This is a genomic window from Streptomyces sp. NPDC034086 (assembly GCF_055575515.1).
The window spans coordinates 82,005-105,497 of record NZ_JBVISM010000006.1; the positions used below are offsets into that span (position 1 = coordinate 82,005).

The 23,493-nt window shown below is 73.7% G+C and carries 22 protein-coding genes; 7 read left to right on the top strand and 15 right to left on the bottom strand.

The genetic code is table 11. From position 1 onward, the window contains the following. Positions 1-259: 259 nt before the first annotated feature. The 6 genes from ACZ514_RS16805 (at position 260) to ACZ514_RS16830 (ending at position 6,856) form a co-directional block, all read left to right on the top strand. Positions 260-1,276: a GDSL-type esterase/lipase family protein gene (locus tag ACZ514_RS16805; protein ID WP_469125043.1), complete on the top strand. Its 1,017-nt coding sequence runs from the start codon at positions 260-262 to the stop codon at positions 1,274-1,276. A gap of 144 nt (positions 1,277-1,420) precedes the next feature. Continuing rightward, on the top strand, positions 1,421-2,359 hold the full coding sequence (locus ACZ514_RS16810; protein ID WP_469125117.1) for an SCO0930 family lipoprotein: 939 nt from the start codon (positions 1,421-1,423) through the stop codon (positions 2,357-2,359). A 101-nt stretch (positions 2,360-2,460) separates the two neighbouring features. Further along, positions 2,461-3,270, top strand: a complete 810-nt coding sequence (locus ACZ514_RS16815; RefSeq protein ID WP_469125044.1) for a LytR/AlgR family response regulator transcription factor — start codon at positions 2,461-2,463, stop codon at positions 3,268-3,270. Between the two features lie 200 nt (positions 3,271-3,470). Continuing rightward, a complete protein-coding gene (locus ACZ514_RS16820) occupies positions 3,471-3,746 on the top strand; it encodes a hypothetical protein (RefSeq protein WP_468168886.1) in 276 nt (91 codons plus the stop codon). Positions 3,747-3,863: 117 nt separating this feature from the next. After that, the gene (locus tag ACZ514_RS16825; protein ID WP_469125045.1) at positions 3,864-5,603 is read left to right on the top strand and encodes a sodium/solute symporter; all 1,740 of its coding nucleotides are present in this window, start codon (positions 3,864-3,866) and stop codon (positions 5,601-5,603) included. Continuing rightward, complete coding sequence (locus ACZ514_RS16830; RefSeq protein ID WP_468699946.1) at positions 5,600-6,856, top strand: sensor histidine kinase; 1,257 nt, start codon at positions 5,600-5,602, stop codon at positions 6,854-6,856. The genes ACZ514_RS16825 and ACZ514_RS16830 overlap by 4 nt, the downstream gene beginning before the upstream one ends. 81 nt (positions 6,857-6,937) lie before the next feature. Here the strand turns inward: ACZ514_RS16830 and ACZ514_RS16835 are convergent, their stop codons facing one another. Continuing rightward, positions 6,938-8,380 carry a GuaB1 family IMP dehydrogenase-related protein gene (locus tag ACZ514_RS16835; protein ID WP_468168895.1) on the bottom strand — a complete coding sequence of 481 codons (1,443 nt, stop codon included), beginning with the start codon at positions 8,378-8,380 and terminating at the stop codon, positions 6,938-6,940. A gap of 238 nt (positions 8,381-8,618) precedes the next feature. On the opposite strand from ACZ514_RS16835, the gene ACZ514_RS16840 reads away from it, so the two are divergent. Continuing rightward, positions 8,619-8,984: a cupin domain-containing protein gene (locus ACZ514_RS16840; RefSeq protein ID WP_469125046.1), complete on the top strand. Its 366-nt coding sequence runs from the start codon at positions 8,619-8,621 to the stop codon at positions 8,982-8,984. An 87-nt stretch (positions 8,985-9,071) separates the two neighbouring features. Here the strand turns inward: ACZ514_RS16840 and ACZ514_RS16845 are convergent, their stop codons facing one another. The 14 genes from ACZ514_RS16845 to ACZ514_RS16910 form a co-directional block, all read right to left on the bottom strand. After that, positions 9,072-10,361, bottom strand: a complete 1,290-nt coding sequence (locus ACZ514_RS16845) for an IS701 family transposase (RefSeq protein ID WP_469125047.1) — start codon at positions 10,359-10,361, stop codon at positions 9,072-9,074. A 73-nt stretch (positions 10,362-10,434) separates the two neighbouring features. Continuing rightward, positions 10,435-11,079 carry a TMEM175 family protein gene (locus tag ACZ514_RS16850; protein WP_468168904.1) on the bottom strand — a complete coding sequence of 215 codons (645 nt, stop codon included), beginning with the start codon at positions 11,077-11,079 and terminating at the stop codon, positions 10,435-10,437. 83 nt (positions 11,080-11,162) lie between these two features. After that, positions 11,163-11,504, bottom strand: a complete 342-nt coding sequence (locus ACZ514_RS16855; RefSeq protein ID WP_266578305.1) for a nuclear transport factor 2 family protein — start codon at positions 11,502-11,504, stop codon at positions 11,163-11,165. 13 nt (positions 11,505-11,517) lie between these two features. Continuing rightward, on the bottom strand, positions 11,518-13,038 hold the full coding sequence (locus tag ACZ514_RS16860; protein WP_468168907.1) for an ATP-binding protein: 1,521 nt from the start codon (positions 13,036-13,038) through the stop codon (positions 11,518-11,520). Further along, positions 13,035-14,288 (bottom strand): MFS transporter, encoded by a 1,254-nt coding sequence (locus ACZ514_RS16865; RefSeq protein WP_469125048.1) that lies wholly within the window; start codon positions 14,286-14,288, stop codon positions 13,035-13,037. Before ACZ514_RS16865 ends, ACZ514_RS16860 begins: the two co-directional genes overlap by 4 nt. A gap of 40 nt (positions 14,289-14,328) precedes the next feature. Continuing rightward, positions 14,329-15,150 carry an FAD binding domain-containing protein gene (locus tag ACZ514_RS16870; RefSeq protein WP_468168909.1) on the bottom strand — a complete coding sequence of 274 codons (822 nt, stop codon included), beginning with the start codon at positions 15,148-15,150 and terminating at the stop codon, positions 14,329-14,331. After that, a complete protein-coding gene (locus ACZ514_RS16875; protein WP_469125049.1) occupies positions 15,147-17,555 on the bottom strand; it encodes a xanthine dehydrogenase family protein molybdopterin-binding subunit in 2,409 nt (802 codons plus the stop codon). The genes ACZ514_RS16870 and ACZ514_RS16875 overlap by 4 nt, the downstream gene beginning before the upstream one ends. 5 nt (positions 17,556-17,560) lie before the next feature. Further along, positions 17,561-18,067: a (2Fe-2S)-binding protein gene (locus tag ACZ514_RS16880; protein ID WP_468168914.1), complete on the bottom strand. Its 507-nt coding sequence runs from the start codon at positions 18,065-18,067 to the stop codon at positions 17,561-17,563. Beyond that, on the bottom strand, positions 18,058-18,678 hold the full coding sequence (locus ACZ514_RS16885) for an NADPH-dependent F420 reductase (RefSeq protein WP_469125050.1): 621 nt from the start codon (positions 18,676-18,678) through the stop codon (positions 18,058-18,060). The genes ACZ514_RS16880 and ACZ514_RS16885 overlap by 10 nt, the downstream gene beginning before the upstream one ends. A gap of 25 nt (positions 18,679-18,703) precedes the next feature. Further along, positions 18,704-20,188 (bottom strand): aldehyde dehydrogenase family protein, encoded by a 1,485-nt coding sequence (locus tag ACZ514_RS16890; RefSeq protein ID WP_468168920.1) that lies wholly within the window; start codon positions 20,186-20,188, stop codon positions 18,704-18,706. Positions 20,189-20,217: 29 nt separating this feature from the next. Continuing rightward, positions 20,218-20,958 (bottom strand): type 1 glutamine amidotransferase domain-containing protein, encoded by a 741-nt coding sequence (locus ACZ514_RS16895; protein WP_468168923.1) that lies wholly within the window; start codon positions 20,956-20,958, stop codon positions 20,218-20,220. A 69-nt stretch (positions 20,959-21,027) separates the two neighbouring features. Beyond that, positions 21,028-21,774, bottom strand: a complete 747-nt coding sequence (locus ACZ514_RS16900) for a MinD/ParA family ATP-binding protein (RefSeq protein WP_468168926.1) — start codon at positions 21,772-21,774, stop codon at positions 21,028-21,030. After that, positions 21,774-23,033, bottom strand: a complete 1,260-nt coding sequence (locus ACZ514_RS16905; protein WP_468168929.1) for a PP2C family protein-serine/threonine phosphatase — start codon at positions 23,031-23,033, stop codon at positions 21,774-21,776. Before ACZ514_RS16905 ends, ACZ514_RS16900 begins: the two co-directional genes overlap by 1 nt. Then, the gene (locus tag ACZ514_RS16910) at positions 23,015-23,473 is read right to left on the bottom strand and encodes an ATP-binding protein (protein WP_468169417.1); all 459 of its coding nucleotides are present in this window, start codon (positions 23,471-23,473) and stop codon (positions 23,015-23,017) included. The genes ACZ514_RS16905 and ACZ514_RS16910 overlap by 19 nt, the downstream gene beginning before the upstream one ends. Between the last annotated feature and the right edge of the window lie 20 nt (positions 23,474-23,493).

A 23,493-nucleotide genomic window follows, 5' to 3' on the forward strand; every position in this document is an offset into this window, starting at 1 on the left:
TTGCACATTGGCGGACGATCGTTGCGCGGATCCGTCCGGCATGGACCTTTGTTGCGCATGGATGATCGATCGCTGCACGGGCCCCCTCGGGAGGTCCACGTTGACACCTCGTCAGATCTGTCGCAGCGTGCCCCCGTGGGACCCGGGCCCGGGACCCGGGCCTCCCCGCCGCGCCGCTGTCCCCGGCGTGACGGGGCAGACGCCGGTCATGGACGGCGGGCCGGCGCGACGGCCCCGTACCGACGATCGGAGACGCGGAGTGAGAGCACCACTGGGCCCCGACGGGCCGTGGCAGGACCCCGGACCCTTCCTGCGCGGGGTCGCCTGGCTCGACGGGGGGCGCCCGGTGCGCGCCGACCCGGCCGACACCATGCGGCTGCCCTGGGACACCGGCGAGCGGGCCACCCTCCCGATCGGGGTGCGGCTGGAGTTCACGACGCGGACGGCGCACGCGGTGGAGGTCCGCTACCGGGCCGCCGTGCCCGGGCCCACCGACGCGCTGCGCGACCTCGCGCACTGCTTCGCCCTGTGGAACCGGCACGGGCTCCTCACCGAGGTCTTCACCGAGCCCGCCGCGGAATCGGTGGTGCGCCTCGAGCTGCCCCACCGGCGCGGCCCCTTCACCCTGTACCCGCCCGAGGGGCAGTCCCCGCTGGTCCTCGGGCTGCGCGGGATCGGCGGCGCACTCGTCCCGGCCCCCGCGGCCCCGCGCTGGGTGGTGCACGGGGACTCCATCACCGAGGGCTGGTGGTCCACCCGTCCCGCCCACGGCTGGCCCGCCGTCGCGGGCCGGGAACTGGGCTTCGACACCGTCAACCTCGGCTACGCGGGCGCCGCGCGCGGGGAGCTCGCCACGGCCGAGCAGCTCGCCGCGCTCCCGGCCGACGTCCTCACCCTCGCCTTCGGCACCAACTGCTGGTCCCGGGTGCCCTTCACGGCCCCCCTGCTGTACGAGACCACGCGCGTGTTCCTCGACCTGGTCCGCCAGGGCCACCCGCGCACGCCGCTGCTGCTCCTGTCCCCCGTGCTGCGTCCCGACGCCGAGCGCGCCCCCAACCGCCTCGGCGCCACCCTGGGCGTGCTCCGGGACGCCATGGAACGGGCCGTCCGGGACCGGATCGCCGCCGGGGACGGCCGGCTGGCGCTGCTGCCGGGACGGGACGTGCTCGGACCCGAGCACCTCGCGGACGGACTGCACCCCAACGACGCCGGACACCAGGTGCTCGGCCTCGCTGTGGTCACGGCCCTGCGGCGGGCCGGGTTCGACGCCGGGTGAGTGAGTCACGCCATAGCGCTCCCGCCGAACAGGGAGCCCCGGCGGCGCCGTGTCCCCCACAAGCAGCCGCGGTCCGAGGACGCGACGACGCGGACCACCGGACAGGTCGCGGACCCGGCGGACACACATGTGGGAGAGAACACCATGGGCATCAAGCGCGGAACGTCCCTGGCCGCCGTCGCGGTCGTCGTCACCCTGGCGGCGACCGCCTGCGGCGCGAACGCGAAGGACGGCGCGACGGGGCCGGCCGGGGCCGCGTCCGTCCAGGCTCCCGCCGCCGACCCCTACTCCGGGGGGCAGGAGGCCGCCCAGGGGGCCGGCGACGCCAAGCCGGCCGGCCGGCTGGCGGTCACCGCCACGGACCGGCTGGGGCCGGTGCTCACCGACGGCGCCGGCCTCACCCTGTACCGCTTCGACAAGGACACCGCCCAGCCGCCCGCCTCCACCTGCGAGGGGGACTGCGCGAAGGCCTGGCCGGTGGTGGCGGCGGGCGACGTCACCGCCGCCTCCGGCATGGACCCGGCCCTGCTGGGCGAGGTGGTCCGCAAGGACGGCGGCAAGCAGCTGACGGTGGCCGGCTGGCCCGTGTACCGCTTCGCCAAGGACACCAAGGCCGGAGACCTGAACGGACAGGGCGTCGGCGGCACCTGGTTCGCCTTCGCCCCCGACGGGAAGAAGGCCGCGAAGGCCGCGGCCGCCGCTCCCCCCGCGGCCGGGCGGGCCGCGGCCGCCCTGACCGTGGCCGAGGACCCCGTGCTGGGCGACCACGTCGTCGACGGCGACGGCATGACCGTCTACCGCTTCAAGCCGGACACCGCCTGGCCCATGGTCTCCAAGTGCACCGGGGACTGCCTGGCCAAGTGGCCGGTGGTACCGCCGGTGGACCGGGCCGACGCCAAGGGGATCACCGAGAAGAACTACCTGGTCCTGGACCGCCCGGACGGCACGAAGCAGCAGACGGTCAACTGCTGGCCGCTCTACACCTTCGCCGGCGACAAGAAGCCCGGCGACACCAACGGGCAGGGCGTCGGCGGCACCTGGTACGCCGTCGCCCCCGACGGGGGGCTCATCACCGCCCCGTAGCCCCCGCCCCCACCCCGAACCGCGCGGTCCCCGCCTCCCTCCCCCCGGGCGGGGGCCGCGCACCCGTTCGCCCGCACGCCGCCCGTGCCTAGACTCGGGCCATGCTGCGCGTACTGGCCGTCGACGACGAGAAGCCGCTCCTGGAGGAACTCCTCTACCTGCTGCGCTCCGACCCCCGGGTGCGCAGCGCCGAAGGCGCCTCGGACGCCACCGGGGCACTGCGCCGGATCACCCGGGCGGTGGAGAGCGGGCCGGACGGGCCCGACGCCATCGACGTGGTCTTCCTGGACATCCAGATGGCCGGGCTGACCGGACTGGACATCGCCCGGCTGCTGGCCGGGTTCGCCCGGCCGCCGCTGATCGTGTTCGTCACCGCGCACGAGGGCTTCGCCGTACAGGCCTTCGACCTCAAGGCCGTGGACTACGTGCTCAAGCCGGTGCGGCCGGAGCGGCTGGCCGAGGCCGTCCGGCGGGCCCGCGAGCTGCTCGCCGGCCCCGCCCGGGAGGAGGCGCCGGACCGGGCGGCCGTGCCGGAGCCGCGCCGGCCGGCTCCCGGGGTGCCCGTCCCGGACCGGACCACGGAGCAGATCGCCGTCGAACTCGGCGGGGTCACCCGGTTCGTGGCCATCGCGGACATCGCGTACGTGGAGGCCCAGGGGGACTACGCCCGGCTGCATACGGACGCGGGCAGCCACCTCGTGCGGATCCCGTTGTCCACCCTGGAGGAACGCTGGGCGTCCCACGGCTTCGTACGGATCCACCGCCGGCATCTGGTGGCGCTGGGCCGGATCGACGAGCTGCGGCTGGACGCGGGCACCACCAGCGTCCGCGTGGGCCCGGCCGAACTCCAGGTCAGCCGCCGCCACGCCCGCGAGCTCCGGGACCTGCTGATGCGCCAGGCGACCGGCTAGCCGGGCCGCCGCCGGCCCCGTGACCGCCCGGACCGGCCCGGACCCGCCCCGTGACCGCCCGGCGTGCCGGCGCGCCGTTCGTCGCACCGGGAGGGGCGTACGGCGATCCGCCGGGCCCGTCGGCCGCAGGGGTTCCCTGAGTGGCCCACCCCGGGAGCCGGGCGGGCCTATCGTGGACCATCCGGCCCGGGAGGAGCGATATGTCCGAGATCGAGGCGCTGCTGGACGCGCTGCGCGGACTGCCCGGCACCCCGCCCTCGGGGCCCGCCGAGGCCGAGGAGCTGCTCGCCGGGCTGCGCAGCGCGGCCGCCCGCTGGGCCGATGTGCTGTACGAGGCCCACGAGGGGACCCGTCACCGGCTGCCGCCGCGTGCGGAGGCGGCCCTGATCCTGGCGTTCCGGCGCGCGGAGGAGTCGTACGTGGAGCTCGAGATCGCCCTGCGCGACTGTGCGGAGCACCGGGATCCGGCCGTGTGACGGCGCACCCGCGCGCCCTGCCGTACGGCGAGGGGCGCGGGCCGGAACGGGCCTGTTGCCGCGCGGAGGCGCTGCGTAGACTCCCCGGGATCCCCTCCCCCGTCGAAGGACCGCCCGGTGAACCAGACGTACGCGCTGACCGCGGTCACCGCCGTCGTCGTGGTGACGGTGCTGGTCGGCGCGCTGGGGCTGCGGATATCCCGGACCACCTCGGACTTCTACGTGGCCTCGCGCACCGTCGGCCCCCGGCTGAACGCGGCGGCCATCAGCGGGGAGTACCTCTCCGCCGCCTCCTTCCTCGGCGTCGCCGGACTGGTACTGCTCCAGGGGCCGCAGATGCTCTGGTACCCCGTCGGCTACACGGCCGGGTACCTGGTCCTGCTGGTGCTGGTTGCCGCTCCGCTGCGGCGCTCGGGCGCGTACACGCTGCCGGACTTCGCGGAGGACCGGCTCCAGTCGCGGGCCGTGCGGCGGATCGCCGTGCTGTTCGTGCTCGGGGTGGGCTGGCTGTACCTGGTGCCGCAGCTCCAGGGGGCGGGGCTGACCCTCACCGTGCTGACCGGGGCCCCGCACTGGGCCGGCGGGGTGGTCGTGGCGTCCGTGGTCACGGCGGCCGTCGCGGCGGGCGGGATGCGCAGCATCACCTTCGTCCAGGCCTTCCAGTACTGGCTCAAGCTGTGCGCCCTGCTGGTGCCCGCCTTCTTCCTGCTGGCGGCCTGGGCCGGGGACGGGGCGCCGCGCGCCTCCTTCGACGCCCCGGCGGTCTTCCGGGAGCACACCGCCGTCACCCTCGGGCACGACGTCCGGCTGTCGGTGGACGCGCCGCTCGCCCTGACGGTGACGGGCCGGGTGGACGGGCGCGACCACGCGGGCGCCCCGCTGACCCTGACGCCCGGCCGCCACGCGGTGGAGGCGGGCACGCGGCTGGAGTTCCGGCCCGGGACGGCGGTTCCGGACACCGCCTCGCGGCCGGGCGCGGCACCGGACGGGCCGGGCCGGCCACAGCCGCTGTCGGGGGGCGGCGACGAGCACCGGCTGTACGCCACGTACGGGCTGATCCTGGCGACCTTCCTCGGCACGATGGGCCTGCCGCACGTCGCGGTGCGCTTCTACACGAGCCCGGACGGGCGGGCCGCCCGGCGCACCACCCTGGTGGTGCTGGGGCTGCTGGGCGTCTTCTACCTGCTGCCCCAGGTGTACGGGGCGCTGGGCCGGATCTACGCGCCCGAGCTCGCGCTGACCGGGGACGCGGACGCGGCGGTGCTGGTGCTGCCCCAGCGGGTGCTGGGCGGGCTGCTCGGGGAGCTGCTGGGGGCGCTGCTGGCCGGCGGTGCTTTCGCGGCGTTCCTGTCGACGGCCTCGGGGCTGACGATGGCGGTGGCGGGGGTGCTGCACCAGGACGTGCTGCCCCGGCGCGGGGTGGGGAGTTTCCGCCTGGCGGTGGTGGTGGCGATGGCGGTGCCGCTGGCCGGCGCGGCGGTGAGCACCCGGGTGCCGGTGGCGGACGCGGTCGGGCTGGCCTTCGCGGTGTCGGCGTCCTCGTTCTGCCCGCTGCTGGTGCTCGGGATCTGGTGGCGAGGTCTGACCTCGGCGGGGGCGGTCGCCGGGCTGCTCACGGGCGGCGGGGCCGCGCTGGGCGCGGTACTGGTGACGCGGGGCGGGGCCGCGCCGAGGGGGTGGGCGCACGCGCTGCTGGCCTGGCCGGCGGTGTGGTCGGTGCCGCTGGGGTTCCTGACGATGGTGCTGGTGTCGCTGGCGACCCGGTCCCGGGTCCCGGCGGGGACGGCGGCCGCGCTGGCGCGGCTGCACCTGCCCGAGGGCGTGGCCGGGGAGCGGGCGGCGGGGGGTGTCCGGTGACGGCCGCGGGGGCGGCGGAGCTGGTGCCGGCGGTGGCGGGGGCGGCGCTGCTGCTGGGGCTGGGGGCGGGCTGGGCCGGGGGCCGGTGGCAGGCGCGGCGCGGGGAGCGGGCGGCGGGGCTGGACCTGGGCACGCCGGTCGAGCGGGCCACCTTCCACACGCTGCACACCGCTTCGCTGGCCGCTCCCCCGCTGCGGGCGGGCCTCACGGAGGACGCCGCGCGCAAGGCGGCGCGGCGGCTGCGGTCGCTGCTCGGGACGGAGGCGCTGTGCCTGACGGACCGCGAGGCGGTGCTGGCGTGGGACGGGCCGGGTGCCGACCACCACGAGCGGCGGGCGATGGCCCGGGTGGCGGTGATGCTGGAGTCGGGGCGCAGCCAGAGCCTGCGTACGGAGTGCGCCCGGCCGGGCTGCCCGCTGAAGTGGGCGGTGTTCGCGCCGCTGACCGGTGAGGACGGGGTGCTGGGGGCGCTGGTCGCGTACGGGTCGCGGGAGTCGGCGGTGCTGGTGCGGGCCGCGACGGAGGTGGCCCGTTGGGTGTCCGTACAGCTGGAGCTGTCGGAGCTGGACCGGGCGCGGACGCGGCTGATGGAGGCGGAGATCAAGGCGCTGCGGGCACAGATCTCCCCGCACTTCATCTTCAACTCCCTGGCGGCGATCGCCTCGTTCGTGCGGACGGATCCGGAGCGGGCGCGGGAGCTGCTGCTGGAGTTCGCCGATTTCACGCGCTACTCCTTCCGCCGGCACGGGGAGTTCACCACGCTGGCCGAGGAGCTGCGGTCGATCGAGCGGTACCTCTCGCTGGCCGGGGCCCGGTTCGGGGACCGGCTGAAGGTGACCTTGCAGGTGGCGCCCGAAGTACTGCCGGTGGCGCTGCCGTTCCTGTGCCTGCAGCCGCTGGTGGAGAACGCCGTGAAGCACGGGGTGGAGGACTCCACGGAGGAGTGCCGGATCACCATCGCGGCGCGGGACGCGGGCTCGGAGGCGGTGCTGACCATCGAGGACAACGGCGTGGGGATGGATCCGGCGCGGCTGCGGCGGATCCTGGCCGGGGACCGGGCGGGGTCCGCGTCGGGGATCGGGCTGCCGAACGTCGACGAGCGGATGCGGCAGGTGTACGGGGACGCGTACGGGCTCGTCGTCGAGACGGCTGTCGGGGCAGGGATGAAGGTCACCGTCCGGATCCCCAAGTACCGGGCGGGGGTCCACAGCTCGGCGCCGGCCCCCGGGCGTCCGGGCCCCCGGCAGGACTGACGGGTCCTTCCTTCCCCCGGGAACGCCCGTGGCCCCCTTCCCCGCCGGCACGGCGGGGAAGGGGGCCACGGGACGGCTCCGCTAGCTCCAGCTGGCGTGCAGCGGCTTGCCCTCGGCGTAGCCGGCCGCGGACTGGATGCCGACGACGGCCTTCTCCTCGAACTCGGCCAGCGAGCCGGCACCGGCGTAGGTGCAGGAGGAGCGGACGCCCGCGATGATCGAGTCGATCAGGTCCTCGACGCCCGGGCGGGCCGGGTCGAGGAACATCCGCGAGGTGGAGATGCCCTCCTCGAACAGCGCCTTGCGGGCGCGGTCGTAGGCCGACTCCTCCGAGGTGCGGTTGCGCACGGCGCGCGCCGAGGCCATACCGAAGGACTCCTTGTACAGGCGGCCCTCGGCGGACTGCTGGAGGTCGCCCGGGGACTCGTACGTACCGGCGAACCAGGAGCCGATCATGACGTTGGAGGCGCCGGCGGCCAGCGCCATCGCCACGTCGCGCGGGTGGCGGACGCCGCCGTCGGCCCAGACGTGCTTGCCGTACTTCTTCGCCTCGGCCGCGCACTCCAGCACCGCGGAGAACTGCGGGCGGCCCACACCGGTCATCATGCGGGTGGTGCACATGGCGCCGGGGCCCACACCGACCTTGATGATGTCGGCTCCGGCCTCGATGAGGTCCTTGACGCCGGCGGCGGCGACGATGTTGCCGGCCACGATCGGGACCTTCGGGTCCAGGGCGCGGACGGCCTTGATCGCGTTGATCATCGACTCCTGGTGGCCGTGGGCCGTGTCGATGACCAGGGTGTCCACGCCGGCGTCGAGCAGCTGCTTGGCCTTGCCCACGAAGTCGCCGTTGATGCCGACGGCGGCCGCGACGCGCAGCTTGCCGTTCGCGTCGGTGGCCGGGGTGTACAGGGTCGCGCGCAGGGCACCCTTGCGGGTCAGGATGCCGACCAGCCGGCCGTCGCCGTCGACGGCCGGGGCCAGCTTGCGGTGGCCCGCGTCGAGCTGGTTGAAGGCGTCGCGGGGGTCGATGTCGGCGTCGATGAGCAGCAGCTCCTTCGACATGACCTCGGAGAGCTGGGTGAAGCGGTCCACGCCGGTGAGGTCGTGGTCGGTGACCACGCCGACCGGGCGGTTGTCGGCGTCGACGACCACGCCGGCGCCGTGGGCGCGCTTGGGCAGCAGCGACAGCGCGTCGGCCACGGTCTGGGTGGGCGCCAGCGTGATCGGGGTGTCGAGCACGAGGTGGCGGGTCTTGACCCAGGAGATGACGTCGGTGACGACCTCGATCGGGATGTCCTGGGGGATGACGACGATTCCACCCCGGCGGGCGACGGTCTCGGCCATCCGGCGGCCCGCGATGGCGGTCATGTTCGCCACCACGAGGGGAATGGTGGTGCCGGTGCCGTCGGGCGAAGAGAGGTCCACGCCCTGGCGGGAGCCGACCGCGGAGCGGCTCGGCACCATGAACACATCGTCGTACGTCAGGTCGTACGGCGGCTTCAGGTCATTGAGGAAACGCACGTGCTGAACATCCCAGTCGATCGAAGGATCTTTCTACGGCCTCGACGGGGCAGCCAGCCGAGGAAACGCACGTACTTCATTCTCCCACGACCTGGCGTTCATGCCGCCCGGGCCGATCGTCCAGGACATTCCGGGCCGCCTGGTCGTTTCCTACGGGACCTCCGTCCCGCCGGGCGGGCGCGGAGCGCCGGGCGGAGAGTGGGAGGAGGACGATTCCACCGGTCTGGCGGGAGGAACCATGGCGAAGACGACGCGGGAAGACGCGCCCCTCGAGCTGGAGGGGGGCGGCCTGGAGGTACGGCTGAAGGAGATCGGCGGGGACCTCAGCGTGGGGTTCTTCCGCCTTCCGGAGGGCACGGACATGAGCGAGCCCCTCAAGGGGATGCCCGAGGACATGTGCCAGTGCCCGCACTGGGGGTACGTCCTCAAGGGCCGCCTGAGGATGCGCACCCCGCGGGGGGACGAGGAGTACGCGGCGGGGGACGCCTACTACTGGGGGCCCGGGCACGTGCCGGTGGCGCTGGAGGACACCGAGTTCGTGGAGTTCTCCCCGACGGCGGAGTTCCGCGAGGTCATCGACCACGTGAAGGGCGGGGCGGGGTAGCGGCGGAACCGGCGGGGCGGGCCCGGGCCGCTCGGGGCCGGGCCCGCCCCGGTGGTGCCGGCGGGCGTCAGGGGACGCGGGCGGGCCTCAGCGCAGGGAGGCGCGGCGCGCCGACTGCCCGGGGATCAGCGGCCGGGGCGGCAGCACGGCCGGCGGGCGGGCGGTGCCCGGGCCCTGGTAGCGGGCCGGGAGGGCGTAGGGCGCCGGGTCGGGGGTCCGCCCTCCGGTGCCGAGGAGTGTGGCGGCGTGGGCCACGCTGGCGAGGGTGGCGTGGTGGTGCCAGCCGCGGAAGGAACGGCCCTCGAAGTCCCGGATGCCGACCGGTTCGCAGGTCCCGGTGAAGTCCAGCGCGACCCGGTCGGTGAGTTTGGCCAGCAGGAAGAGCTGGGCGAGCGGCCGGTCGCCGATGTTGGTGATCCAGAACTCGGACGGCATCAGGGAGGTCTCGGTCCAGGCGCCCATCAGGAGCAGCGGGGCGGCCGGGGCGGGCGCGGGGCGTTCGTCGCCGGGGGTGGCGAGGATGGCGGCCGCGGTGAGCAGGGTCACCGCTCCCTCGGTGCGGCCGTGGCGGGTCCATTCGACGGCCCGCCGCTGGGAGCGCAGGGAGTCGATCAGTTCCCGGGCGGGTGCGGTGCACGGACCCGGTTTGTGGCGGCCGGTGCCGCCGAAGGAGACGGGCAGGGAGCCGTCGACCTTGAGGACGAAGGGGACGTCCTGGAGGGCGAAGGCCTCGATGGTCTGCGGGAGGTCGGTGTTGGAGACCTCCATCACGACCGGGCGGCGCTGGAGCTGCCAGGTCGCGGCCATGCGCTGTACGGCGTGCACGGCGTCCTGCGCGGGGGTGAGGGACCGCGCGGTGTCGGGGATCCCGGCCCTCCGGCGGCGCGGGAGTTCGCCGGTCCAGGGGGCGGGGAGGGTGAGGGTCCATTCGACGGGGAAGCTGGCCTCGCTGGAGGCGAGCCAGATCCCGGACGCCTGCTGGCAGTTGGCGGTGCGGCCGAGCTGGGGTACGAACTGCCTGCCGACGCCCACGGAGCGGTCGCCGGCCTTCTCGATGACCATGGGCTGCACCACCCAGGCCAGCGGGCGCTGCGCGGTGCGTTCGAGGTGCTGGGCGAGGGACCGGCGTACGGGGGTCCAGTCCCAGGGAGATTTGCTGATGAACTGCTGGAGGCTCTGCTCGACGGAACTGGCCCCTGTTCCGGCGATGTTTCGGATCGTTTTCTTTCCCGTGGTCCGGACGAGCCCGTTCAGATAAACGCGGGCCCAGTTTCGCTGGTCCCGCCTGGGTAAGGACTCGAAGAAAAGCGAGATCAATACGTCGATCAATTCGGAGGTTTCCCTGGCGGAATCCTCCGGCAGCACTGCACGAACCATCTTGGCCTCCCCCGCGACCAGACTAGATCCTTGACCCTACTGGACCGTGAAGAACGGCCGTAGGCCCGGGCGGCTACTTCCTGAGGTCGCCGGCGGACTCGAGCCGCTCTTCTTCTACCACGAGCGGGATCGGGATTTGGTTCGCCGCGTAGTAGAGCGCGATCAGGAAGTGTGCGACGAGAGTGAGCGGTGCCGAGAAGAAGGACAGGACGACGGTCAGGGGGTAGGCGACGGCGCCGAGCCCGAACCGCAGGCGGGTGGCCCGCGCGCCCTCCTTGTCCACCGCCTCGTGGAAGAGGTGCCCGACCCGGGTGACGTACCACCAGAAGGCCAGGAACGCGAGGGCGTACACGACCGTCCACGAGCTGTAGAGGATTGCGGCCACGTTGGCCGATTCCCCGTCCGTGAGGTGTTCCGCGAGCACGTTGGTCGTATACGGAATGACCGACACCACCATCAGCACCAGGAGATTCAGGAACAACAGCGGGCGGTCGACCCGCTTGAGGTGACTGAAGATCGTGTGGTGGTTCACCCACATGACACCGATGATGAGGAAACTCACCAGATAGGCGGCGTAGTGCGGCCACTGCTCCCAGAGGCCGTGCCACAGCGCCGACCCCCGTTCTTCCGGAACCTTTAACTCCAGCACCAGAATGGTGATCACGATGGCGAATACGCCGTCGCTGAACGCCTCCACCCGGTTGGTTTCCTGCTCCATGGCCTCCCCTTCGTGAAAATCATTCACGTCAGCGGGGAGGGCGTGCCCCGCCCTCCCCGCTGACGCTACCCAGGAAAGGACGGTCAGCCGCCGAAGCCGGCCGTCTGGCGCCAGATCCGGCCATCGCGGACGACGAGCGTCCCGAACGCGTGCTCCGGCTCGCCGTTCAGGTTCATGATCGCCCGGTAGAAGATGGTGTCCTCGGTCTCGATGTACTCCTGGAGTTCGACCAGGGTCGGCTTCACGGTGAGATAGCCGGTGAACGTCTCCCGAACGGCCTCGATGCCCACCGACGCCCCCTCGAAGCGCAGCAGTACGGCGTCGTCGGTGTAGTTCTTCATCACCGCCTCGATGTCCAGGGCGGCCAGCGCCTCCATCTGGCGGACGAAGACCGGGTGCAGCTTGGCGATGTCGTACTTGGCCATGTTCGACTCCCTTTCAGGGGGTGTGGAGGTGGTCCCGGCGGGCGGTTTCCGCGGCGGTCGCGGCTTCGGCCCGCGGTTCGGCACAGGCGGCCGCCCCGGTGAGCGGCAGGCGGACGGTCATCCGGGTCTCCCCCGGACGGGAACGGGCCGTGATCGACCCCCGGTGACGCTGGGTCACGATGCGGTAGCTCAGGTGCAGGCCCAGGCCCGTCCCCTTGCCGACGTCCTTGGTGGTGTAGAAGGGCTCGAAGATCCGCGGCAGGGACTCCGCGGGGATCCCGCGCCCGGTGTCGGCGATCTCCACGACCAGGCAGGCGCCCTCGGCGCGCACCCGCAGGGTCAGGGTGCCGGCGCCCTCCATGGCCTCGACGGCGTTGTCGACCAGGTTGGTCCACACCTGGTTGAGCTCGCTCGGGTAGCCGTCCAGCTCGGGCAGCCCGGGCTGGTACTCCCGCACGACGGTGATGCCCGGGAGCTTGGAGCGCAGGACGACGAGGGTGTTCTCCAGCCCGTCCGGCACGGAGAACCGCTGCTCGGGGGCCCGGTCGAGGTTGGCGTAGTCCCGGGTGGCCGAGACCAGCTGGGAGATCCTGGGCCCGGCGGCGCGCAGCTCGGCGGCCAGCGAGCGGGCCTCCAGCAGTGCGGCCAGGTGGTCGAGGGCGGCGGGCAGGGCGGCCGCGCCGACCCCCTCCAGCCGCTGCCGCAGCCGGCCCGCCCCCAGTCCCAGGTCGGCCGCTCCGGAGCCGAGCAGGCCGGAGAGCGCGGCCCCCGCCTCCTCGGCCCAGTCGGCGATCTCCTCCTCGGCGTCCGCCTGGGCGAGCGGGTCGGTGGTGTCCGGCGGCGGGAGCGCGTCCAGTTCCCCGGCGAGACGGTCCAGTACGGGGCGCTCCGCGCCCGTGGCGGCCGCGCCCCAGGCGCGGGCGGTGGCGGCGAGACGGTCCAGGGCGGGCGCCAGTTCCCGGGCGGCGCGGGCGACGGCCGCGGCCGGGTTGTTCAGCTCGTGGGCGAGGCCCGCGGCCAGGGTGCCGAGGGCCTCGACGGTGGCCCGCTTGCGGGCCTGGACCTCGGAGGACTTGATCCGCCAGGCCAGTACCGGGATCAGGACCGCCGCCACGCCGTCGCAGCGGGTCAGCATGTCGAAGAACACCGCCTTCGGATAGCCGACGACGGTGGTCGCGGGACCGCTCGCGGCCGCGGTGGCCACGTAGGAGCCGTCCGTCAGCAGGGGCAGCTCCCCGGTGAAGCGGTGTGCCGCGGAGGGCTTTCCGTCGTGCTCCTCGGCGGCCGCGCTCCCGTCCTCGGTGGAGTGCCGGGTGAGGACCTCCTCGCGGCCGTCGACGACCTTGGTGACGACCAGTCCCCCGGAGAGCAGGACGTGGAAACGGGTGGCCTCCTCCCCGTCCCGGAAGAGGACCTCCCCGTCGGCGAGTACGCGCGGATCGGAGACCGAGACCAGCCAGTCCAGCTGGTCCTCGGTGATCCGCGCGAAGATCTCCAGCTCGCGCAGGCCCTCGCGCAGTCCGGCGGTGTTCATCCGTCGCTCCCCCCGGCCCTGGTGCGCGCGGCCAGCCGCAGGGTCGTCAGCAGGGCCAGTACGCACAGCCCGGCGACGGCGGCCATGAAGCCGACCGAGGTGCGCTGGAGCCCGTGGATGTTGGTCAGGATCCCGGCGAGGACCGCCGGGACGCTCATGGCGAGGTACGCGAAGACGTAGACGGCGGCGGTGAGTTCACCGCGGTGCGCCGGCTCGGCGAGCGAGCTGAGGGCGCGGAAGGAGCCGAGGAAGGCGGCCCCCCAGCCGCCGCCGAGGACGGTGGTGGCGGCGAGGAACACGCCCGCCGAGCCGGTGCCCAGGGAGAGCAGCACCAGCGCCAGCCCGGCGAGCAGCCCGTACAGGCCGAGGAGGGCGGTGCGCAGGGCCTCGGCGCGGCCGAGCAGCAGCTGTGCCGCGGTGGCGGCGCCCGCGAGCAGGGCCACCGTGGCCCCGCCGAGCAGGTAGTTGGTGCTGTGGAACAGGGCGAGGGCCAGGTGCGGGCCGAGCGAGAGGTAGAAGCCGCCGACGGTCCAGACGGCGACCACGGTCAGTACGAGCACGGCGAACCGGCGCCGCTCGGCGGCCGGCACCCGGATCCGGTGGGGCACCACCCTGAGCCGCCCGCCCGCCGCGGGGGCGCTCTCGGGCATCCGGGCCACGCCGGCCAGCGCAAGGGCGAAGGCCCCGGCCAGCAGCAGGTAGCTGAGCGCGGTGGGCGCGGGCGCGTACTGGACGAGCAGTCCCGCGCCGAGCCCGCCCAGGCCGATGCCCACGGTCGGCCCGGCACTGTTGACCTGGGCGCCCAGCGCGGGCCGCGAGCGCGGGCTCAGTTCCAGCAGGGCGGCGCCCATCGCCCCGGTGGCCAGACCCACCGCCAGCCCCTGCACGGCGCGGGCCGCAAGCAGCAGGGCGAGCCCCCGGGCCCCGGCGAACAGGCCCATGGAGACGATCGCCAGGACCAGGGCGGCGGCCAGTACGGGCCGGCGGCCCACGGTGTCCGACAGGGACCCGAACAGCAGCAGGCCGGCGAGCACGGTGACGGCGTACACGGCGAAGACCACCGTGACGACGCCGGAGGACAGCCCCCATTCCTGCTGGTAGAGCACGTACAGGGCGGAGGGCACGGAGGAGGACAGCATCAGCAGGACGAGGACCGCGCCCACCACCCGGAAGCCGGACGCTCTCGCGGCGCGGGCGGTACCCCGCCGCCCGGTCCCTCCGGTGGTCCTCGTCTCGGTCGGTTCCGGCACTCTGGTCAACTCCCCTCCCCCTGGCGTCCCCTGCGGGCGGTCAGGCGGTGATCAGGGCCGCCCGGGCCAGCGCACGGGCGGTGAGCACGCCCGCGAGGTGGCCCAGGTATTCGGCCGAGGTGCCGCGCCCGGGGACGAACCGTTCCCGGGGCTCGGCTCGGAAGGCCGCGAGCACCGCCTCCGTCGTGTACGGGCCCCCGCGCAACCGGTCCTCGACCCCGCGCAGGCGCAGGGGGCGGGGGGTGGCTCCGGTGACCGCGATGCGCGGCCCGTCGGGGGTGACGCGTACGGCGGCGGCGCACAACGGGTAGCGGGTGGCCCGGTCGGCGGCCTTCTCGAAGGCGGCGGCCGGGCCGGCCGCGGGCACGAGCAGGGCGGTGACCACCGATCCGGCGGGCACCCCCGTGGCGGTGAAGCGTTCCGCGCTCACCGTGGAGCGCCCGCCGGGTCCGGCGAGCTCCACGACGGCGTCGGCGGCCAGCGCCGCCACGGGCAGGTCGGTGGGCCGCCCGGCGGCGGCCAGGTTCCCGGCGGCCGTGCCGAGGTTGCGGACCTGGGGGTCGCCGTTGGCGCGGGCCGCGGCGGCCAGCTCCGGGGCCTCGGCGAGCACGAGGGGGTGCGCGGCGAGTCCGGCGAGGGTGGTCAGGGCCCCCACGCGCAGGGCGCCGCCGTCGAGGCCGACACCCCGCAGCTCCTCCAGGTGCCGTACGTCGACCAGCAGGCGGGCCCGTTCCGCGCCGGTGCGCAGGCCGGGCAGCAGGCTCTGCCCGCCCGCGAGCACCCGGGCGCCGGGGGCGGCGAGCAGGGCGAGGGCCTCGTCCAGGGTGGCGGGGCGGGCGTAGTCGAAGTCGGTGAGGATCACGGGGCTTCCCCTCTCAGGCGGCGCCAGACCTTCTCGGGGGTGAGCGGCATGTCGATGTGCCGTACGCCCAGGTCGGACAGGGCGTCCACGACGGCGTTGACGACGGCGGCGGCGGGCGGCACGGTGGCGATCTCCCCGGCGCCCTTGGCGCCGAGCGGGTTGTGCGGGGAGGGCGTGACGGTGCTGCCGAGGGTGAAGAAGGGCGCGTCGGAGGCGCGGGGCAGGGCGTAGTGCTCCAGGTCGGAGCTGAGGAGGATGCCGTCCTCGTCGTACTCGGCGGCCTCCATCAGGGCCTGGCCGAGGCCGTGCACGATGCTGCCCTCGATCTGGCCGAGGACCACCTTCGGGTTGCCGATGTGGCCCGCGTCGTCGACCGCGGTGTAGTCCACGACCTCGGTCTCGCCGGTGAGTTCGTCGACCTCGACGACGGCGATGTGCGTACCGAAGGGGTAGTTGAAGTCGGGCGGGTCGAAGTGGGTGGTCTCGTCCAGGCCCGGTTCGATCTCCGGGGGCAGGCCCCAGCCGTACCACATGGCCATGGCCAGCTCGGCGAAGGTCTTGGCGTTGCGCGGGTTGCCCTCCTCGTGCACCCCGCCGTTCTCGTAGACGACCCGGTCCTCGGGGACGCCGAGGAAGACGGCGCCGGCCCGGACCAGTTTGGCCTTGATCTTGCGGGCGGTCAGCGCGATGGCGGGGGCGGCCATGCTGTACGAGCGGGAACCGTAGGTGCCCTGCCCGTAGGGCGCTTTGAGGGTGTCGCCCTCGTACACCTGGACCTGGCCGGGGTCGATGCCCAGCTCGGCGGCGGCGACCTGCGCGAAGACGGTGCCGTGGCTCTGGCCGGTGGAGGCGGACCCGACGGTGACGGTGACCTCGCCGGTGGGGTGGACGCGGATGTTGGCGCTCTCCCAGGTGCCGCCGAGCATGCCCTCCTGGGACATCCGCGTGGAGGGCCCCACGCCGCAGACGGCCACGTAGGCGGCGATGCCGACGCCGAGGCGCTTGCCGCGGGCGCGGGCCGCCGCCTTGCGGGCGGGCACGTCGGCGTACCCGGACAGTTCGACCGCCCGGTCGAAGTTCGTCCGGTAGTCGCCGGAGTCGTAGGTCCAGCCGAGGCCGTTGTCGTACGGGAACTTCTCCTTGGGCACCAGGTTGCGGCGCCGGACCTCCGCCGGGTCCATGCCGATCTCCGCGGCGTAGCGGTCGACGAGCCGTTCCATCAGGAAGGCGGCCTCGGCGCGGCCGCTGCCGCGCTGGGCGCCGAGCGGGACGGTGTTGGTGAAGGCGGCGTACACCTCGCAGAACGCGGCGGGGATCTCGTACATGCCGGTGATGGAGCGTCCCATCAGGGCCGTGGCGACTCCGGGGCCGATGGTGGAGGGGTAGGCGCCGAGGTTGGCGTAGCTGGTGCAGCGCACGGCGGTGATGCGGCCGTCGCGGGTGCCGGCGAGGGTGACGTGCTGGCGGTGGTCGCGGCCCTGGACGGTGGAGTTCATCAGGCCGGTCCGGGTGTCGACCCACTTCACGGGGCGGCCGAGTTCCTTGGCGAGCAGCAGGACCAGCGCCATGTCGGGGTACAGGTACCCCTTGGTGCCGAAGCTGCCGCCGACGGTCGGGGCGATCACCCGGAGCTTGTTGAAGGGGATGCCGAGGACCAGCGCGGAGAGCAGGAAGCGGTGGTTGTGCGGGCCCTGGGTGGAGGCGTGGAGGGTGTAGTCGCCGGTCGCCGGGTCGTACACGCCGACGGCCCCGCGCGGTTCGATGGGGCTGTTGACGGTGCGCTGGTTCACCAGGTCCAGTTCGACGGTGACCTCCGCCGCGGCGATGGCCGCGTCGGTGCGCTCCTCGTCCCCGCAGGTCCAGTACGCGTTCAGGTTGCCGGGGACGGCGTCGTGCAGCTGGGGCGCGCCCTCGGCGAGGGCCCGGTCGGCGCGGGTGACCACGGGCAGCGGCTCGTACGCGACGGAGATCGCGGCGAGCGCGGCGGCGGCCTGGCGCGGGGTCTCGGCGACGACGACGGCGATCGGGTCGCCGACGTGACGGACGGTGTCGCCGGTGAGCACCGGGCGGGCGCCGGGGAGTCCGTAGGGGTGGGGCGGGAAGTGGCTCTCGACCCCGCCGGGTATCCAGACGCAGGGCAGCGGCATCACGTCGGGGAAGTCGGCGGCCGTGGCCACCTTCAGTACGCCGGGCAGCTGCTCGGCGGCCTTGGTCGTGATGGACAGGATCCTGGCGTGGGCCACCGGGCTGCCCAGGATGGCCATGTGGGCGGTGCCCGGCAGGTCGATGTCCGCGACGTAGACGGCCTCGCCGCGCAGCAGCGCCGGGTCCTCGCGGCTGTCCAGCGGCCGGCCGAGGACGCCGCCCCCGCCGGCGGTGCCCGGCTCCCGCGGTGCGGTGGTCATCCCGGTCACCGCCCCTCGGGTTCGGCGGGCGCGCAGGCGCGCTGGACGCCCCGGACGACGCTGTGGTAACCGGTGCAGCGGCACAGGTTGCCGGTGAGCCATTCCCGGATCTCGGCTTCGGTGGGGGCCCCGGTGTCCCGGTCGGCGGCCGTCTCGACGAGCTCGCCGAGGGCCATCACCATGCCGGGCGTGCAGAAGCCGCACTGGGTGCCGTGTTCCTGGCGCAGCGCCTCCTGGAGCGGGGTCAGTTCCCCGCCGGGGGCGGTGACGCCCTCGATGGTGGTGACCTCGGAGCCGGCGGCGGAGGCGGTGAGGACCAGGCAGCTCTTGACGGACCTGCCGTCCAGGCGGACCACGCAGGTCCCGCACTGGCCGGTGTCGCAGCCCACCTTGGTGCCGGTGAGCCCGAGTCCGTCGCGGAGCCGTTCCACGAGGAGTTCGGCGGGCGGTGCCGAGAACCGCTCGGGTCTTCCGTTCACGTGCAGGGTCAGTTCGATGCGGGTCAGGTCCATGCGAGCGCCTGCGCTTCCGTGAGCGGCCGGTTGAAGAGGGGACCCCCGGGCTGCTGGAGCATTCCTCCGGAGTGCAGCGGGCCGGTGTCGACGGCGGCGAATCCGAGGTCGGTGATGATCCCGGCGACGATCTCCTTCGCTTTCGGGTCGTCGCCCGCCGTGTAATGGGCGAGACGCTCGGACGCCGTCCGGCCGGAGGCGGTACCGGCGACGGCGAGGGTCTCGAAGTGCATGGTGTTGAGGGACTTCACGATCCGGGCGCCGGGATACCACTCGGCGACGAGTTCGCTGGAGCCGCGCCCGCCCGGTGCGGCGGGGCTGCCGGGCGCGTCGAACGCGTTGGTGGCGTCCACCAGCACCTTGTCCTGCACCACGTGCGGGGGCAGCAGCCCCCGCACGCCGGCGAAGGGCACCATCAGCACCAGCAGGTCGGCCGCGGCCGCCGCCTCGACGGGGCGCGCCGCCTGCGCGTCGGGTCCGAGTTCGGCCAGGAGCGGGGCGAGCGAGCGGGGTCCGCTGGCGTTGGCGAGGACGACCGGATGGCCTGCCGCCACCAGGATCCTCGCGAGGGCCGAGCCGATCCGCCCGGTGCCGATGACGCCTGTCCGCATGAAGGGCTCCTCGATGGTGGTGGGGTCAGTCCATGCCGATCCAGACCGACTTGGTCTGGGTGTAGCTCTCGAGGGATTCCGGTCCGCACTCGCGGCCGTAGCCGGAGGCCTTGTAGCCGCCGTAGGGCACGGAGGGGTCGTACTGGTTGTAGCAGTTGACCCAGACCGTCCCGGCCTTGATCTGGGAGGCGACCCGGTGGGCCCGCCGCAGGTCCTTGGTGTGGACGCCGGCGGCGAGGCCGTACGCGCTGTCGTTCGCGATGCGTACGGCCTCCTCCTCCGTGTCGAAGGGAATGACCGACAGGACGGGGCCGAAGATCTCCTCCTGGGCGATGCGCATGCCGTTGTCGACGCCGGTGAAGACGGTGGGCAGGAAGTACAGGCCCTGGCTGGAGGCTCCTTCGGGGGTCCAGCCGGTGCCTCCGGTGCGCAGCAGGGCGCCTTCCTTCTCGCCGACCTCGATGTAGGAGCTGACCTTGTCGAACTGGGCGCGGTGGGCGAGCGGGCCGAAGAGGGTGGCGGGGTCGCGGGGGTCTCCGGGCTTGAGGGCGGCGGCCCGGCGGACGAGGCGTTCGACCATCTCGTCGTGGACGGGGCGGTGCAGCAGCAGCCGGGAGCCCGCGGTGCAGATCTCGCCCTTGTTGTAGTAGATGCCGAAGAAGGCGAGTTCCTCGGCGGCGTCGAGGTCGGCGTCGGCGAAGACGATGTTGGCGGACTTCCCGCCGAGTTCCATCGTCACCTTCTTCAGGGTGCCGGCGGACTTGCGGATGATCGACTGGCCGACGGCGGTGGAGCCGGTGAAGGCGATCTTGTCGATGTCGGGGTGCCCGGTGAGGGTCTCCCCCAGTTCCACGCCGGGGCCGGTGACCACGTTGAGCACCCCGTCGGGGATCTCCGCCTCCTGGAAGAGCTCGGCGATCTTGAGGGCGGTGAGCGGGGTGGCCGGGGAGGGTTTGTGGACGACCGTGTTCCCGGCCGCGAGGGCCGGGGCGATCTTGGTCATGGAGAGCAGGAGCGGGAAGTTGAAGGGCGTGATGGCGCAGACGACGCCCAGGGGCTCGCGCAGGGTGTAGGCGAGCTGTCCGCCGGCCGGGGCCCGGGAGGAACCGTCGACCCGGGTGACCGCGCCCGCGTAGTAGTGCATCAGCTGGGCGGCCATGGGGGCGTCGACGGTGCTCGAGAAGGCGAACGGCTTGCCCATGTCCACCGTTTCCAGCAGGGCGATCTCCTCCAGGTCCCGTTCGATCAGTTCGCCGACGCGGTTCAGCCGCAGCGCCCGTTCCTGGGCGGACAGCCGGCTCCACGGCCCTTCCTCGTACGCCGCGCGGGCGGCCGCCACGGCGGCGTCCGCGTCGGTCGCGGCGGCCTGGGCCACCGGCACGATCTCCTGGCCGTCGATCGGGCTGATGTCCGGTTCGGTACGGCCGTCCCGGGCGGGGACCCACTGGCCGCCGATGAAGAGTTTCCCGGGGTTGGCCAGGGGGTGGTCGCTGAGCACGCGCTTGGTCATGGCTGCATGCACCTTCCGGTGTCTCGGGGCTAGCCGTCGCCGAGCTGCCGCAGGAAGGTCTCGGCGAGGGCCTTGGAGGAGTACGGGTTCTGGCCCGTGGTGAGCCCGCGGTCCACGACGACGTGCGAGTCCCAGATCGCGTCGGCCTTCTCGTAGCGGGCGCCGAGCCGGGTCAGCTCGGCCTCCAGGATCAGCGGGAGCCGGCCGGCCATGTTGGTGACGAGTTCCTCGCTGTGCGAGAACGCGGTCATCCGGTAGCCCTCGAAGGGCCAGCGGCCCTCGCCGTCCCGCAGGGCCAGGAGTGCGGTGTGGCCGTGGCAGACGGTGGCGATCGGCTTGTCCCGGGCGATGGCCCAGCGCAGCACCTGCGCCAGCTCGTCGGACTTGGGCAGGTCGCCGATGGCGCCGTGGCCGCCGCTGATGTAAATGCCGTCGTACCCGGCGACGTCCTTCTCGTCGAGGGATTCCACGGCGAGGGGCTGCTTGAGCTGGGGGGTCCCCTCGATCACGCGGACGTACTCGGCGGCGTTGGCCGCGTCCTCGTCCGGGGAGCCCTCGGGACGCACCCACCGCAGGAAACCGGGGTCGACGCTGGTCCGGTCGACCGTGGGGGCGCGGCCCCCGATCGTCGCCACGTCGACGGTGTGGCCCGCCGCCTTGAAGAGGGTGAAGGGAACGACGAATTCCTCGGCCCAGAATCCCGAAGGGTGCTGTTCCCCGTCCAGCAGATGGAGGGTGGCCTTCGCCGTCAAGACGACGAGAATCCTCATGATTCTCTCCTTGGTCTGGATCGCTGCCGATTCAACACGGCCGCTCGCGAGGGGCGTAAGGGGGCGGCGTCAGGCGCGTGATACTTCGTCACGTGCGCCCAGCGCCGTGAGGATCGCGCGGAATTCACCGACCAGGGGGTGGCCGGGAAGGGCTTCCGCGAATATGCGTTCTCCGTAGAGGGCCGCCATTTCCGGAACGTACGGGAGGATTCCGGCCAGGGGTGCGCCGTAGACTTCCTCGGCCCTGCGGGCCACCGCCTCCCGGTCCACGCCCTCGGGTGCCATGCTCAGCACCAGGGCCCGCCGGCAGGCCAGCCGCCCGGCCAGGGCGATGGTCTCCTCCGCTCCGGACAGGTCGACGCGGTCGGCCCGCGCCATGATCAGTACGGCGTCGGCACTGCCCATGGCGGTGACGGACTCGTTGTTGAGCCCGGCGTGCGTGTCCAGCAGCAGGACGTCGAGCGCGTGGCTGCGGGCCAGCCGGTCGAAGCCCTCCGGGAGCAGTCCCACGTCGTACCCGGTGGTCATCAGCTCCCGCAGGGCCGCCGTGCCGGTCCGGGCGGGTACGACGTACAGCCCGGGCACGGCGGTGCCGCGGGCCGCGGCCTCGATCTCGCAGCGGCCGAGCAGGTAGTCGGCCAGCGAGCCGGTACCCGGCCCGAGACGGAAGAGCAGGTCCAGGGCGGGCGACTGCAGGTCGGTGTCGACCACCCCGACCCGGCGTCCCCCGGCCGCCAGCAGCAGCGCGAGGTTCGCCAGCACCGAGGTCTTCCCGGTGCCGCCGCGGTGCGAGTGCACCACGATGGTCCGGGTCATCACGCCACCTCCCGGTAGCCGGGACCGTCCGCGTGCGGCCCCCGCGCCGCACGCGGACGGTGGACGGCCAGCATGGTGACGTCGTCGTGCTGTTCGGCGGTGCCGGTGTGCTCGCGCACCGCCCGGTCCATCAGGTCGACCGCGTCCCGGCCGCTCGCCGGGGGGCCGGCGAGCAGCTCCAGCATCCTGTCGTCCCCGAGGAAGCTGCCGTCGGGGCAGCGGGCCTCGGGCACCCCGTCGGTGAACACGAAGAGGGTGTCGCCCGGGTTCAGCTGGGCGTAGCCGAGGGTGTAGACGCAGTCGGGCAGTACCCCGACGGCCGGTCCCGTCACCTCCAGGGCCCGGGGCGCGGAGCCGTCGGCGGGGAGCAGCAGGGGCGGGTTGTGGCCGCCGTTGATGTAGACGAGGCTGCCGGTCAGGGGGTCCAGGACGCCGAAGAACAGGGTGGCGAAGTAGCCCTGCCGCAGGTGGTTGCGGGTGAGGTAGCCGTTGGTGGCGGTGACCGCGTTGAGCAGCGGGGTGGCGCCGACGACCGGGGTGCGCCGGCTGCCTCCGGTGCGGCCGGCGGCCATCAGGTGCTGGAGGCCGCTGTTCTCGGCGGTGTGGCGCAGCAGGGAGCGGATGAGGGCCATGAACAGGGCCGCGCCGACCCCCTTGTCGCAGACGTCGGCGACGACCACCGCGAGGCGCCGGCCCCGGGAGATCTCGAAGACGTCGTAGAAGTCCCCCGCGACCTGCCGGGCGGGCCGGAAGCGCACGTCGATCTCCCAGCCCTCGGGGACGGGCAGCGCTTCGGGCAGGAAGCCGGCCTGGATCTCGCGGCCGATCTCCAGCTCCTTCTCGTAGCCCATGAGTTCGGCGCGGGCGTCGGCCTCGCGCAGGGTGCGGCCGAGGCCCGCGCGTTCGGCGCACCTGAGCAGCCGGGCCCCGACCAGGGCCGGCAGGAAGGGCGGGACGAGGTAGTCGTGGCCGAGGCGGACGTGCCCTTCCAGGGCGGCGAACTCCCGGGCCGTCCAGACGACCACGGTGGGTGCGCCGGCCCGGCGCCGCAGCCGGCGCACGGCGCTGCGTACGGTCTCCCCGTCGGCTTCGACGGGGGCGAGCAGCACGTCCGCGACGGGCAGCAGCTCGAGACGGCCGCGCAGCAGGTCGCCCGGGGTACGGGTGACGAGTTCGGCGTCCATCCGCCGCAGCGCGTCCAGCAGTTCGGCGGGCGGCGGCGGGTACACGTCCAGGATGATCACGGTCGTGGAGGGCATGCGTCCGTCCCCTCGTCGGCCTTCACGGTCAGCGTGCTGATGTTCCGGCCGTCCCTGCGGGCGTAGGCGTACGAGTCCACGCTGGTCAGGGCCAGGTGGATGCCGAGGCCGCCGACCCGGCGCCGTTCCGGGGGGACCCCGGGGGCGGGGGGCAGGCGGCCCGCGACGGGGTCGAACGCGGGGGCGGTGTCCTCGATGACGATCCGCACCCCGTCGGGACCGGAGCGGCCGCGGACGGTGATCCGTCCGTCGCCGCCCCGGTACCCGTGCATCACGATGTTGGTGGCCAGCTCGTCCACGGCGAGCCGGATCCGGTACGCGGCCCCCGCGCCGAGGCCCGCCCGGCCGGCCAGCCGCAGGACGAAGGCGGCGATCTCGCCCAGTGCCCCCACCGTCGCGGGCACCTCCAGTACGGCGGGCTTCCTCGCCAGTTCCACCATCTCAGTCACCGCTCCGGGCG